This window comes from Flavobacterium zhairuonense (genome assembly GCF_004352915.1).
Taxonomy (GTDB): Bacteria; Bacteroidota; Bacteroidia; order Flavobacteriales; family Flavobacteriaceae; genus Flavobacterium; species Flavobacterium zhairuonense.
Genome location: NZ_SJSY01000076.1, coordinates 23,460 through 37,620, shown reverse-complemented (window position 1 = coordinate 37,620; position 14,161 = coordinate 23,460). Strand labels below are relative to the sequence as shown.

At 31.8% G+C, this 14,161-nt stretch carries 14 protein-coding genes; 10 read left to right on the top strand and 4 right to left on the bottom strand.

Going from position 1 to position 14,161, the window contains the following annotated elements; genetic code table 11:
• Positions 1-32: 32 nt before the first annotated feature.
• The 9 genes from EYY60_RS19220 to EYY60_RS19180 all read left to right on the top strand — a co-directional run bounded on the left by EYY60_RS19220 (position 33) and on the right by EYY60_RS19180 (position 9,690).
• Entirely contained in the window at positions 33-401 is a 369-nt protein-coding gene (locus tag EYY60_RS19220) for a BlaI/MecI/CopY family transcriptional regulator (RefSeq protein ID WP_132990907.1), read from the top strand.
• 6 nt (positions 402-407) lie between these two features.
• Positions 408-2,024, top strand: a complete 1,617-nt coding sequence (locus EYY60_RS19215) for a M56 family metallopeptidase (protein ID WP_132990906.1) — start codon at positions 408-410, stop codon at positions 2,022-2,024.
• A 39-nt stretch (positions 2,025-2,063) separates the two neighbouring features.
• Entirely contained in the window at positions 2,064-2,432 is a 369-nt protein-coding gene (locus EYY60_RS19210; protein WP_132990905.1) for a BlaI/MecI/CopY family transcriptional regulator, read from the top strand.
• Between the two features lie 5 nt (positions 2,433-2,437).
• The gene (locus EYY60_RS19205; protein ID WP_132990904.1) at positions 2,438-4,318 is read left to right on the top strand and encodes a M56 family metallopeptidase; all 1,881 of its coding nucleotides are present in this window, start codon (positions 2,438-2,440) and stop codon (positions 4,316-4,318) included.
• Between the two features lie 88 nt (positions 4,319-4,406).
• Positions 4,407-5,846: a serine hydrolase domain-containing protein gene (locus EYY60_RS19200; RefSeq protein ID WP_132990903.1), complete on the top strand. Its 1,440-nt coding sequence runs from the start codon at positions 4,407-4,409 to the stop codon at positions 5,844-5,846.
• A 36-nt stretch (positions 5,847-5,882) separates the two neighbouring features.
• Positions 5,883-7,316: a serine hydrolase gene (locus tag EYY60_RS19195; protein WP_132990902.1), complete on the top strand. Its 1,434-nt coding sequence runs from the start codon at positions 5,883-5,885 to the stop codon at positions 7,314-7,316.
• A gap of 81 nt (positions 7,317-7,397) precedes the next feature.
• On the top strand, positions 7,398-7,541 hold the full coding sequence (locus tag EYY60_RS19190; RefSeq protein ID WP_132990901.1) for an SsrA-binding protein: 144 nt from the start codon (positions 7,398-7,400) through the stop codon (positions 7,539-7,541).
• A 71-nt stretch (positions 7,542-7,612) separates the two neighbouring features.
• Positions 7,613-8,458: an EamA family transporter gene (locus EYY60_RS19185; RefSeq protein WP_132990900.1), complete on the top strand. Its 846-nt coding sequence runs from the start codon at positions 7,613-7,615 to the stop codon at positions 8,456-8,458.
• A 281-nt stretch (positions 8,459-8,739) separates the two neighbouring features.
• Positions 8,740-9,690 carry a S66 peptidase family protein gene (locus EYY60_RS19180; protein WP_132990899.1) on the top strand — a complete coding sequence of 317 codons (951 nt, stop codon included), beginning with the start codon at positions 8,740-8,742 and terminating at the stop codon, positions 9,688-9,690.
• Between the two features lie 82 nt (positions 9,691-9,772).
• Here the strand turns inward: EYY60_RS19180 and EYY60_RS19175 are convergent, their stop codons facing one another.
• Positions 9,773-10,327, bottom strand: a complete 555-nt coding sequence (locus EYY60_RS19175) for a fasciclin domain-containing protein (protein ID WP_132990898.1) — start codon at positions 10,325-10,327, stop codon at positions 9,773-9,775.
• A gap of 210 nt (positions 10,328-10,537) precedes the next feature.
• Between EYY60_RS19175 and EYY60_RS19170 the strand changes: the two genes are divergently transcribed.
• On the top strand, positions 10,538-11,065 hold the full coding sequence (locus tag EYY60_RS19170) for an ExbD/TolR family protein (RefSeq protein ID WP_132990897.1): 528 nt from the start codon (positions 10,538-10,540) through the stop codon (positions 11,063-11,065).
• Positions 11,066-11,198: 133 nt separating this feature from the next.
• Here the strand turns inward: EYY60_RS19170 and rpsA are convergent, their stop codons facing one another.
• The 3 genes from rpsA to EYY60_RS19155 all read right to left on the bottom strand — a co-directional run bounded on the left by rpsA (position 11,199) and on the right by EYY60_RS19155 (position 14,047).
• Positions 11,199-12,974, bottom strand: a complete 1,776-nt coding sequence (rpsA, locus tag EYY60_RS19165; protein ID WP_012024823.1) for a 30S ribosomal protein S1 — start codon at positions 12,972-12,974, stop codon at positions 11,199-11,201.
• 405 nt (positions 12,975-13,379) lie between these two features.
• Positions 13,380-13,706 (bottom strand): helix-turn-helix domain-containing protein, encoded by a 327-nt coding sequence (locus EYY60_RS19160; protein ID WP_132990896.1) that lies wholly within the window; start codon positions 13,704-13,706, stop codon positions 13,380-13,382.
• Positions 13,707-13,708: 2 nt separating this feature from the next.
• The gene (locus tag EYY60_RS19155; RefSeq protein ID WP_132990895.1) at positions 13,709-14,047 is read right to left on the bottom strand and encodes a type II toxin-antitoxin system RelE/ParE family toxin; all 339 of its coding nucleotides are present in this window, start codon (positions 14,045-14,047) and stop codon (positions 13,709-13,711) included.
• Positions 14,048-14,161: the final 114 nt, after the last annotated feature.

Genomic DNA, 14,161 nt, shown 5'->3' with positions numbered 1-14,161 from the left:
ATAGTTGTAAGTTTGAATTAAAATTAGGAGACATGCAAAAGTTAACCAACAAAGAAGAAGAAATCATGCACATTTTATGGAAGCTTAGAAAAGCTTTTGTAAAAGAAATTCAGGCAGAAATTACTGAAGACCAACCGCACTATAATACACTTTCGACTATTGTTCGTAATCTTGAGGAAAAAGGTTTTGTAGCGCACAATGCTTTTGGAAATACGCATCAATATTACCCTATTGTAACTTTAGAAGCGTATAGCAAGAAGTATATGAAAACCGCTATTGATAATTATTTCAATAGTTCTTATAAAAATATGGTTTCGTTTTTTGCTAAGGAAGAAAAAATTTCGGCGGCAGAATTACGCGAAATCTTGGCTATGATCGAAAATCCAAAAGAAGAAAAATAGTCGTTTATGGCAGCACTTTTCATATATATAGCAAAATCAGCCGGTTTAGTTGTAATGTTTTATTGTGTTTATCATTTTTTACTTCGCAAAGAAACATTCTTCAATACTAATAGATGGTTTTTACTTGCAGGTTTAGGAACCTCTGCTTTATTGCCGCTTTTGGTTTATACCAAAACAATTTTTGTCAACCCTACTCGAGTATCGAATTTTGTCTTAAACCAAGTGCCTATTTCTCAAAACATTCCAAATGAAACTTTTGAAATCAATTGGAACTATGTTATTCTAGCCATTTACGGCATCGGTTTTTTAGTCTTATTAATAAAATTTGCTTTAGACTTTTATAGTCTGCAATCTGTTTTAAAAGGAAAGAAAATCCAACAACAAGCTGATTTTAAATTTATTGACACAAACGAAAATATTGCTCCTTTCTCCTATTTTGAGTATATAGTTTACAACTCATCAATGTACACTCCATCAGAATTAGAGAATATTATCGAGCACGAAAAAGTGCACAGCGATCAAAATCATACTGCAGATATTTTGGTAGCCCGCATTTTTTGTCTGCTGTTTTGGTTTAATCCAGTTATCTGGCTTTACAAAAAAGCAATCGCTCAAAATCTGGAATTTATTGCTGATAAAGAAGCTGCAAAAAAATTATCAGACAAAAGAGCTTATCAATACACGCTTTTAAAAATTACAACGCACGAAAGCTGTATCGCAATCACCAATCATTTTTATCAATCATTAATCAAAAAACGAATCGTTATGTTAAACAAAAGTCAATCAAGAAAAAGGAATTCTTGGAAATACTATGTTGTAATTCCAGCCCTTGTCTCTTTTGTTTTATTATTTCAAATTGAAGTAATTGCAAAAGAAAAGCAGCAAGAAAGCAAAAGAGAAGTTTCTAAAGAGAGTAAATCTGTAGACACATATAAAATCACAAAAACAACTACAGATCAGCAGTTAAAAGAAATTGCAGAAAATTTAAAGACAAAACATGATGTTGTAGCTTCTATTTCTGATGTTGAAAGAAACTCAGACAACGAAATTACAGCTATTAAAGTTGAAGCAAAAAAAGGCTCTGAACAAAATCAAGCTTTTATGGTTAATGGAAGCAAAGCTATTAAAGATTGCCAAATTGTTGTAACAACGGAAGATGACGGATCTATAAAAATTGATTTTGTTTCTGAAAACCTAGAAAATCAGATAAAAGTTGTCAATAAAGAAAGAAAGGTTGAAGTAAAAAATGTTCAAAATTCTAAAGTAAAATGTGATGTTAAAACTACTGATAATACTCATACAAGCGTTACTACAAGTAGTAGCACAAATACTAGCGATAATATAAATGTAAATGTTAACGCTAATGCATCTGTCAGCGTAAGCACAAATAGTGATGGTAAGTCAAATAGCAGTATTATGATTTTAAGAAATGGGACAAATGTTTCTAATAATTTGCCACCATTAGTAATTGTTGATGGAGTTAAAACGAAAAATATAGTTACTATTGATGATATGAATAAATTAAAGATGGAAACTGTAACAGTATTTACTGGAAAAGATGCCATAAAAAAATACGGAGAAGAAGCAAAAGAGGGTGTTGTTATTATAGAAACAAAAAAATAAATACATCTAACCCATTAATTAACAGCCAAAACCAAAATAATGCAAAAATTAACCAACAAAGAAGAAGAAATAATGCACATTTTATGGAAGCTTAAAAAAGCTTTTGTAAAAGAAATTCAGGCTGAAATCACTGAAGAACAACCGCATTACAACACGCTTTCGACTATTGTGCGCAATCTTGAAGAAAAAGGATATGTCAGCCATAATGCTTTTGGAAATACGCATCAATATTATCCAATTGTGAGTATTGAAGAATATAGAAAAGGTTTTATGAGCACTGCGATTGATAATTATTTCAACAGTTCATATAAAAGTATGGTTTCGTTTTTTGCCAAGGAAGAAAAAATTTCGGCAAACGAATTACGAGAAATCTTAGCAATGATTGAAAATCCAAAAGAAGAAAAATAGTCGTTATGGAAGCACTTTTCACCTTTATCATCAAATCAGGCAGTTTAATAGCTTTATTTTACTTTGCTTATTACTTTTTGTTGCGAAAAGAAACTTTTTTTACCAGCAACCGATTTTTTTTATTGGCAGGATTAATCACTTCAGTGGTTTTGCCTTTCGTGATTTATACAAAAGTAATCTGGGTTGATCCGGCGCCAATAGTTTATTCGCCTGTTGTTCAAACTGCTTCTTCAGTAAGCAATCATTATGTTGCAAATTACACCCCGCAAGTTATAGAAGAAGAACCTTTTGAAATAAACTGGAATTTAGTTTCTCTGGCGATTTATGCTATCGGCTTTACTGCCTTTATGCTGAAATTTGCTATCGATTTTTACAGCCTAAATTCGGTTTTAAAAGGAAAGAAAATCAAGCAACAAGAAGATTTCAAATTTGTTGATGTTACAGAAAACATTGCTCCTTTTTCTTATTTCGATTATATCGTGTACAACTCATCACTGTACAGCGAAGCAGAACTGCAAAGTATTCTCGAACATGAGAAAGTACATAGCGATCAATACCATACTGTTGATGTAATAATTTCTAGAGTTTTCTGTATTCTTTTTTGGTTTAACCCAATAATCTGGCTGTACAAAAAAGCAATTCTGCAAAATTTAGAATTCATCGCCGACAATGAGGCATCAAAAAAATTATCAGACAAAAAAGCGTATCAATACACCCTTTTAAAAATAACAACACATGAAACTTGTGTTGCAATCACCAATCATTTTTATCAATCATTAATCAAAAAACGAATTGTCATGTTAAACAAAAATCAATCAAAAAAATGGAATTACTGGAAATATTATGCTGTAATTCCGGCCCTTGCAGCTTTTGTATTTTTATTCCAAATAAAAACGATTGCTCAGGAAAAAAAGGCTTTGACAGAAAAAACTGTTGCTACACAAAATCAAGATCCTGAGGTTTTTAAAATCACAAAATCAACCACAGATCAGGAATTAAAAGACTTAGCAACAAAACTAAAATCAGAACATAATGTTGATGTTTTAATTTCAGATTTAAAAAGAAACAGTAAAAACGAAATCACAGGTATTAAAATTCAGATTATCAAAGAAAACGGTAAAAAACAAATTTTACAAGTAAACAATTCTGAAGCAATAAAAGAGTGCAATATTGTATTGAATACAAATGATAATGGCACTAAAAATATTACTTTAGTTAATGGCGAAACCATTACTACTCCAACAATGGTTAAAACTCAAAATGTAGTTATTACCGATTTCAAAAACTCAGATGATGCTCCTGAAGCTCCAGATGCACCTGCTCCGCCAAGTGTGACAAGTGCTCCAGGTATGGTCGCTCCTGTTCCTCCTGTAGCACCAGTTTTCCCAAGCGGACCACTACCTCCTGCTCCAGCAATTGATATGTCAAAAATGCCTAAACCTCCTAGAGCACCAAAAGATCCAAACAACAAAGTTGCAATGGCTCAGTTTGAAAAAGATATGGAAGAATTTGAGAAAAAAATGGAAAAATTTCAGCCTAACATCGATGCTATGGAAGCATACGGAAATGCAGTGGAAGAAATCATGTCTAAACGTGAAGCCATTTTTGAAAAACAAATGGAAAAGTATGAGATTGCCATGCAAAAATTCAATATGAACATGGACAAATTCAATATTGACATGAAAATGAAATTTGGCAGTGATTCTCAAGAGTATGAAAATCATATGAAACAATACGAGCAAGACATGAAAGAATATGAGCTTGACATGAAACAGCATGAAAAAGACATGAAAGAGCATGCAAAACAAATGAAACAGCATGCAAAAGATATGAAGCAGCATGAAAAAGACATGAAAATAAAAGAGAAAGCAGACAAGAAAGCTTAATCTTCTCAGTTTATAATTTAAAAACCAGTGCCCAAAACACTGGTTTTTTAGTTCTTATAATTGACTTAATCATTTAAAAACTTTAAAAATGAGAAAAAATTTTATTATCACATTCTTGTTTCTGGTTATTAATATGGGCTTCAGCCAAACAAAAGAAAGCAAGGAAACAGAACAAAAAATCGATACTTATATTCAAAACGTAATAGCAATAAATGAAATACCAGGTGCAGCTTTAGCCGTTATTAAAGACGGTAAAGTTATTTATGAAAAATATTACGGAAAGGCTTCATTGGAAGAAAATAAAGAAGTAGACAAAAACACCATCTTTAAAATTTTCTCAACATCAAAACTAATGACAACGGTTGGTGTTTTTCAGCTTATCGAAAGAGGAAAATTATCTTTAGAAGATCCTATTTCTAAATATTTAGACAACTTACCATTAGAATGGCAAGAAATAAAAGTCAAAAATCTACTAACCCATTCCTCTGGTTTACCAAATATTGTAATGTTTAGCGATATACCAATCCAAGCACCTTATAAAGAGAGAATAGAATTGCTAGCCAAAAAGCCTATGGATTTTGCTACTGGAAATGAATACCGCTATAATCAGACAAACTATTTATTTTTGGCAAAAATTATAGAAAAAATATCAGGTTTTACATTTGATGAGTATCTACTACAAAGTCAATTTTCAAATATAAAACGTGGCGTGTATCTTTCTTCTAACTTTGGTGAACCGTATCCAAATGCTGCTGAAAGATATAATTTTAATAGAGAAACCAATTCATATCAGAAAAGTGTTTTAGACAACGGTATTGATTCTCATTCTGCAAACGGAATGAATATCACACTGGACGAATTTATTCGATGGAACAAAAACCTCGATAATAATATTTATCTAAAAAACGAAACGAAAATTAAGATGTGGGAACCGTTTCAGTTTAAAACCAAATATGATTTTGGTTATGGATGGGGAATATATTCCACAAACAATATTCTCAGTTACGGATTTAGTGGTGGAAATGAAACGGCATTTAGAAAATTTCCTAAAAACAATTTAACCGTTATCTTTTTGTCAAATGGGCATAAATATTCTGGCATTCAAGATCAGGTTATAAATCATGTAGCTGGAATTGTAGATAAGAGCTTATTTGACGAATATGCAATTACTGATGAAAAATTAACTTTTGATTTTTTAAAATTGGAAATCAATAAAGCGCTGAACAATTATAGAACCATCAAAAAGCAACATCCAGACTGGAATTTTGAAGAAAGATTAAATGCTATTGGTTATACGCTACTTAGTTCAAAAAAGACTGAAGATGCCATCAAAGTTTTTGAATTAAATACGCAGGAAAATCCAAAATCAGGGAATAGTTTTGATAGTTTGGCCGAGGGTTATTTTTATAATAAGGAATTTGAAATTTCTAAAAAATATTACATCAAGTCCTTAGAATTGTCGCCTGATAATACAAATGCAAAACAAATGCTGCAAAAAATCGATTCTTTACTGGATAAAAAATCGTAGCTAACTATTTAACTAACAAAACCATTAAGCTAAAAAATGAAAAAAATATTAATTCTATTATTTCTTTGTTTTGGTTTTTCAAGTTGGGCTCAACAGAAAACAACTGAAAAAGACATTTTCATAGCAATGGATAAAGTTGCTACAGTCTTAATACAAAAATCAAAAGCAAATTCTGTTTCTATTGGAGTTGTAAAAAATGGCAAAACTTATACACGTCATTACGGAGAAATTGACAAAGGAAAAGAAAATGTAGCCAACAACAATACCGTTTTTGAAGTTGCATCTATAACAAAACTTTTTACTGGATTGCTTACTGCACAAGCTGTTTTAGAAGGAAAACTTAATCCAGATGATGATATCCGAAAATACATTACTGGCTCATATCCTAATTTGGAATATAAGGGAACACCTATTACCATTAAAGATTTGGTTTCTTTTAGAACAGGTTTTAACAAAGATCTACCAGATAATTCTGAACTGCGAAAAAATCGAAATGACAGCAGTTATTTAGCCTTCAAAAAAATGGACGAATCATACAATCGAGAAAAATTTTTTGAAGATTTAAAAACAATTCAATTGGATACTTTGCCTGGAACCAAATTTAAATACAGCAATGGAAGCTTGAACCTAACGGCGCATATTTTAGAGAATGTTTATCATAAAAGCTACGAAACACTTTTAAACGAACATATTCTTTCCAAACTTAAAATGACTTCAACTGGAATCAATTTAAGTCCAAATGTTAGTATTGCGAATGGCTATAATTTAAAAGGCGTTTTAATGCCTACGATTTCAGATAATCTTTGGGGAGCTGCCGGACGTTTAAAATCTACTTTAAGTGATTTGACCAAATTCATTGCTTATGAATTAAATACAAAAGATAAAATTGTTCAGGAATCACAGCGAAATCTTTTGAACAGTCCGACAATCTGGAATGGATATTTTTGGGATTATATCGAAGTTGACGACAACGGAAAAAACTGCTGGAAACACGGTGGCGCATTCGGAACGCAAAATATGCTTGTTGTTTATCCAGAACGTCAATTGGGACTTTCGATCATTGTAAATGTTAGCGATGAAAATACGGGAAATGCTTTAGGCGAAGCTATTGTAAATCTTTCAAACGATTTGTTAAATGAATACAAAAAACAATCTGGAATTTACGGATACAAAATAATCAATGATAATGTAGTTTTCAGCTATGAACACGACAAAGCTTTAAATGTCGGCTTAGTAAAAAGTGTATCAATTGCTGGATCATTCAATAATTGGAATCCTGATGACAAAAATTTTCAAATGATTCAAAAAAGCAAAAACACATTCGAATTGGTGGTTCCTCTATCTCAGCTGGAAAAAAACAAAACATATATGTTTAAATTTGTAATTAATAAAAGCGGCTGGATGCAAACGCCAAAAAACGCTATAAATAAAGAAACAGAAGGAGACCAAAATCTTATTCTGAAAATTTAGAATTGCAAGTTCCATAACATCAAAAGACTTTGCTAGCTGCAAAGTCTTTTTTTTATATCTTTGAAAAAAACTAACCTACTTATGTATAAAATTTTAGCCAAATTAAACAAAATGCTTTTGCCAAGTTTTACCAAACAAGGTTTAGATATTTCTAAAGCCAAAAAATGGCAAATGGCAATTATTGGTTATCGTGCATTTGTTACCAAGAAAGCTTTGGGTAATTAATCCAAAAACTTTTATTACTATTTTATTTAGCAGAAAAATGTTGAATTTTATTTTTCTGCAACTTTACTTCGATGAAAAATAAAGAAATCAAACTCCCTCCAGTTCAGGCTGTATTACTGGCAATTATTAGTGTACAATGTGGCGCTGCTATTGCTAAAACTTTATTTCCTGCAATTGGAGCTGCAGGAACTGCATCTATCAGAATTGGTGTTTCTGCAATAATTCTTCTTTTGGCTTACAGACCAAATCTAAAAGCAATTACATCAAAACAATGGAAAGTTGTGGTTCCCTATGGTTTGTCTTTAGGTGCGATGAATTTGATTTTTTATTTTGCAATTGAAAGAATACCAATTGGACTAGCTGTAACACTAGAATTTATTGGCCCATTATTACTTGCCATTATAGGATCAAAACGTTTGATTGATTATTGCTGGGTTGTTCTGGCAGCAATCGGAATTTTATTGATTGCTCCATGGACAAATGAACGTTTAGACACTTTTGGTGTCTTATTTGCACTTTTGGCTGGTGCACTTTGGGCTTGCTATATTATTTTCGGAGGAAAAATTTCAAAAATAATGAACGAAGGAACCGCAGTTTCAACCGGAATGCTTTTAGCAGCAATTCTAATTGTACCTTTTGGCATTTTTGAAAACGGACTCAGCAACCTTACGCCAAGACTTTTCGGAATGGGCGTTGCTCTTGCATTATTATCAAGCGCAATTCCATTTACTTTAGAAATGAAAGCTTTAGGAAAACTTCCTCCACGCACTTTTAGTATTTTAATGAGTTTAGAACCTGCAGCCGCAGCCATTTGTGCTTTTATTTTCTTACAAGAAAATTTAAGCTTTTATGAAATTTTGGCTGTTGTCAGTGTTGTTGTCGCTTCGGCGGGATCGACTTTAACTGCAAAACGATAAAAAAGCAATAAAGCAACTTGTTGTTTATAATTCTAAAATCACAACACGTACAAGCCCATTTCTTTCTTATTATTTCAAATTTCAATCATCTTTATTTTTAAGAAATATCTTTCAAATTTATTCAATACATGAATATTGAAACAATAAATTTGTTACTTTTAAATCAAAAAACTTACTATTATAATTTAACCAAAAAAATGATAATCAATAACCACACAAAAGTATTTCTTTCTATTTTAGTCGCGTTAACTTTTATTCAGTGCAAAACCCCAGCCTATAAAATGAATTATCAAGAAAATTATCTTTCAGAATCAGATAAAGCAATTAAACAATTTACGATCCCACCCTATCTTAAACCAGGCGACACAATAATGATTGTTGCTCCAGCAGGTTTCCTAAGAGATTCGACAGAAATCGACGCAGGAGTTGAACTTGCAAAAAGCTGGGGGCTTAATATCAAATTAGGCAAGAATCTTTTCAAAAGACACAATCATTTTGCAGGAACTGATCTTGAAAGACAAAATGATATGCAAGAGGCTTTAGATGATAAAAACATTAAAGCGATCTGGTGTTCTAGAGGAGGATACGGAACTGTCAGAATTATTGATGAATTGAATTTTACTGCTTTTAAGAAAAATCCAAAATGGATTATTGGCTACTCAGATATTACAACACTTCACGAACAAGTTCATAGATTAGGATTTGCCTCTATTCACGCCACGATGCCTGGCGGAATGAAACGAGCTTCACCTGAAGCCAAAGAAACTCTTTATAAATCCTTGTTTGGCCAAGACTTAACTTATGAAATAACAACAAATCCGCTAAATAAATTAGGCACAAGCAAAGGAGTTCTTATAGGAGGAAATCTATCAATTGTCATGTCAATGCTTGGAAGTAATTCTGATATTGATCCAAAAGGGAAAATTTTATTTATCGAAGATGTCGGCGAAGATTTATACCGAGTGGACCGAATGATGTATACGCTCAAAAGAAATGGCTTTTTGAAAGATTTAAAAGGAATTATTGTTGGTGATTTTGATTATAAAACAGAAGAAAATGCAGAGTTTGGAGGCACACAACGTGAAATCATTTTAAATGTAGTAAAAGAGTATGATTATCCTGTGATTTTTGATTTTCCGGCAGGACACATTAGAAACAATCATGCGATGACTTTTGGGAAAAAAGTTAAATTAGAATCAAATGCACAATCTGTTAAAATATCTTATTTATAACTAAACTAAAGTTCCAACAAAAAAATCCAAATTCCAAACTAAAACTTGGAATTTGGATTTTTTTATTCGAATTTATCAAATATTAATTCTTTGGTAATAAAACAGCATCAACTACATGAATTACACCGTTTGACTGATTAACATCTGCAATTGTAACTTTTGATTTATTTCCGTTTTCATCAGAAATATATAAATCCTTGCCGGACATCCAGGCAGTTAGAGTGCCACCATTTACAGCTTTAATAACTGCTTTGCCTTTACCGTCTTTTATTGCTTTTGCAATATCAGCCGAATTCCATTTTCCAGCAACAACATGATAGGTTAAAATATTTTGAAGTTGTTTTTTGTTTTCAGGTTTCAGTAAAGTTTCAACAGTTCCTTTTGGCAATTTATTAAAAGCCTCATTTGTTGGCGCAAAAACGGTAAACGGACCTTTTCCTTCTAATGTTTCTACTAATCCAGCGGCTTTTACTGCGGCGACCAGCGTAGTATGGTCTTTTGAATTAACAGCATTTTCAATAATATTTTTGTTTGGATACATTGCAGCACCTCCCACCATTACTGTTTTTTGAGCAAATGATGTAAATCCGAATGCTAATGCTAAAATTGCTGTTGCTAAAAATTTTCTAGTTTTCATAATTATTGTTTTAAGTTATAAGCTCATTTACGGCGATAAAGCCGTTTTGGTTTTAACAAAAAATCAATAAAGTTTAAATATTTTTAAAAAATACTCAAAAAACACTATAAAACAAGGAGTTAATACTCTAAAATATTTTCAAAAAAATACGCAATCCATATTTATTTTGTCTCTATTTTATTATTAACTTTAAATCAAAACAAATCGATTATGAAAAATCTACCACAAAAAATCAGAAGCAAAAAGTTAAATTCAAAAGTCGATTTAACTGCAATGGTCAGCGTTTCTTTTTTGTTGATTATATTTTTTATGGTCGTTGGGGAATTGTCGAAACCAAAAGCAATGGAACAATCTTCATCAGATACAGGATGTGGCCCAATACGAGAATGCAATATGCCTGACGAAAGTAGAAATATGACAATACTTTTAGACGGCGATAATAGAATAATTACTTATACAGGATTATTATTTGTTCCTATTGATGCACCAAAAGAAGTTCAATATGGTAAAAACGGAATTAGAAAAGAATTACTCGAAAGAAACAAAAAAGTTTTAGAATATTCAGCACAACTTGGCAAACCTAGAAGAGGAGTTACTGTAATTATCAAGCCAAGTAAAAAGTCGAATTATGGAAATTTAGTTGATATACTAGATGAAATGAAAATTGCTGGAATTAACACCTATTCTGTTGTAGATTATTATACTCCAGAAGAATCAAAATTATTAGCTTCTAATTAAATTCAGTTTAAAAAATTTACGACTTCGCTCGAATTTACAGTCTTAAAACTTGAAACAAAGAAAACCTGAAACAAAAAGCATAAAAAAAGTCCCACATTGCTGTGGGACTTTCTATTTATAAAAAATCTAAGAATTATTTTTTCTCAGTTTTTTCCATTTTAGCTTTTAAAGCAGCTAATACATCATTGTTGTCACCTAAAGTCGCAGCTGGTGCGTTTGTAGATGCAGATGCAGTAGTTTCAGCAGCAGCTTTCACGTTTTTCTCTTCTTCTTCTCTGAAGATAGCAGTGTGAGAGGCAACTACTCTTTTGAATTCTTTGTTGAATTCAATTACTTTGAAATCAGCTGTATCACCTTTTTTCAATTTCTTTCCGTCTTCTTTTTCAAGGTGACGAGTAGGAATGAAAGCAACGATATCATCTCCGAATTCTACAGTAGCTCCTTTGTCAACGATTTCAGAAATCTCACCGTTGTGGATAGTTCCTACAGCGAAAGAATCTTCGTATTGATCCCAAGGATTAGCAGTAGTTTGTTTGTGACCTAAAGATAATTTACGTCCTTCAACATCTAACTCTAATACAACAACATCAAGTTTTTCACCAACGTTTACAAACTCAGATGGGTGTTTAATTTTCTTAGTCCAAGATAAGTCAGAGATGTAGATTAATCCATCAATTCCTTCTTCTAATTCTACGAAAATACCAAAGTTTGTAAAGTTTCTAACGATACCTGTATGTTTAGAACCTACTGGGTATTTAGAAGTAATGTCAGTCCATGGATCTTGAGTCAATTGTTTGATACCTAATGACATCTTACGATCTTCTCTATCAAGAGTTAAGATAACTGCTTCAACAACATCTCCAACTTTCACGAAGTCCTGAGCAGAACGTAAGTGAGTTGACCATGACATTTCAGAAACGTGGATTAAACCTTCAACACCTTCAGCAACTTCGATAAATGCACCGTAATCAGCGATTACAACTACTTTACCTTTTACTTTATCACCAACAGTTAAGTTAGCATCTAAAGCGTCCCATGGGTGAGCATTTAATTGTTTCAATCCTAATTGAATTCTTGTTTTCTCATCATCGAAATCAAGGATTACAACGTTTAATTTTTGGTCTAATTCAAGAACTTCACTTGGGTGGTTGATTCTGCTCCAAGAAAGGTCAGTAATGTGAATTAATCCGTCAACACCACCTAAATCAATGAACACACCATAAGAAGTAATGTTTTTAACAACACCTTCTAATACTTGTCCTTTTTGTAATTGACCGATGATCTCTTTTTTCTGTACTTCAATATCAGCCTCGATAAGCGCTTTATGAGATACAACAACGTTTTTGAATTCGTGGTTGATTTTTACCACTTTGAATTCCATCATTTTGTTTACATATACATCGTAGTCTCTAATTGGCTTAACGTCAATTTGAGATCCAGGTAAGAACGCTTCGATACCGAATACGTCAACAATCATACCTCCTTTAGTTCTACATTTAACAAAACCGTTAACGATTTCTCCAGTTTCATTAGCTGCAATAACTCTATCCCAAGATTTGATAGTACGTGCTTTTCTGTGAGATAATACTAATTGACCTGTTTTATCCTCACGGATGTCGATTAATACTTCTACTTTGTCACCTACTTTTAAGTTTGGGTTGTAACGAAATTCGTTTAAAGAAATAACACCTTCAGATTTAGCATTGATATCAACGATAACGTCTCTATCTGTAATTCTAACTACAACTCCTTCAACTACTTCTTCTTGATCTGTAGCGATGAAAGTTTTTGATACTAGTTCTTCAAACTCTTGTAAGTTTTTTTCATCTACTGCATCGATTCCTTCTTGGAAGTTGTGCCAGTTAAAATTTGCTAAAAACTCTTCTTGTGATTTTGTTTGTTCAGACATGCTGATAAAAAAATTTGTATTCTGTTTTTCTCGAGTTTCTCTATGCGATAGAAAATACAGAAGTTGTTTTACATAAATGGTTGATTCCTAATGGAAACTCTTCTCTGCCAAAAGGACTGCAAAATTAATACTTTTTTCTGAATTAACAAAACAAAACCGATATGATTATCAGTTGATTATTAAGAAGCAGAAGATTTGAGGTTTCAAAAGACGTTTAGTCCCGCTATCCGTTGCAATCTTTTGTGCCGAACCCCGGCACAAAAGGATTTCCACTTCTATCGGGGCTAGGTTAGATTTTTTTGTTTTTCATAAGATCTCTAGAAACGAAACCCGACAGGTTTTAAAAACCTGTCGGGTTTACTATTCGTGACTATCTTTGTCAAAGTTTTAAACTTTGACAAAGATTCAAGAAACCTGCAAAGTCTGATTTTCAATCTTTACATTAAAACTTATTTCTGCCTTTAATGCTTTAAAAACTTTTATAACCGTATCTATTGTTGCGCTATTGGCACTACTTTCCAATTTTGAAATTTGAGATTTTTTCACACCAACTAATTCACCTAATTGGTCTTGGGTCAGATTTCTTTCTTTCCTAGCAGTTTTAATCATCCTTCCTAATAACTCCATACTAAGTTCGTATTCATATTGATCTCTTTCAGGAGTTCCAATTTTCCCAATAACTTCATCTTTCATTTCAGAAAGCGAATACATCTTTATTTCTTTCTTTGCCATAACTAATCTATTTTATTTTCAAAATATTTCATTCTAATTTTATTAGCTTTTTCAATTTCACTTCCAGCCACTTTATCAACCTTTTTTATAAAACCATGAGTTGCAATAACCAAAGTTTTCTTGTTATTAGTTTTGTCCCAAAATGCTAAAAGTCGAATTTGAACTCTCGCATACCTAATTCTAAATTCCCAAATATCATCACTAAGCTTCTTAAATAATCTAGGATCTTGTTTCTTTTCTGCTAAATCAATGTTATATAAAATTTTCGCGCTAATCTTTGCATCCAATTTTAATATAAATTCCCGCGCTTCTTCTAAAAATTTAGTTTCAAAATATTTCATTCAATTTATAACATAACAAAAATACCACAAAAGTTTCTAAATTTAGAAACTTTTGTGGTATTTTATATTTTTAAAAATTCTATTTAAACTATCTCTTTATACTTAATACAGTAA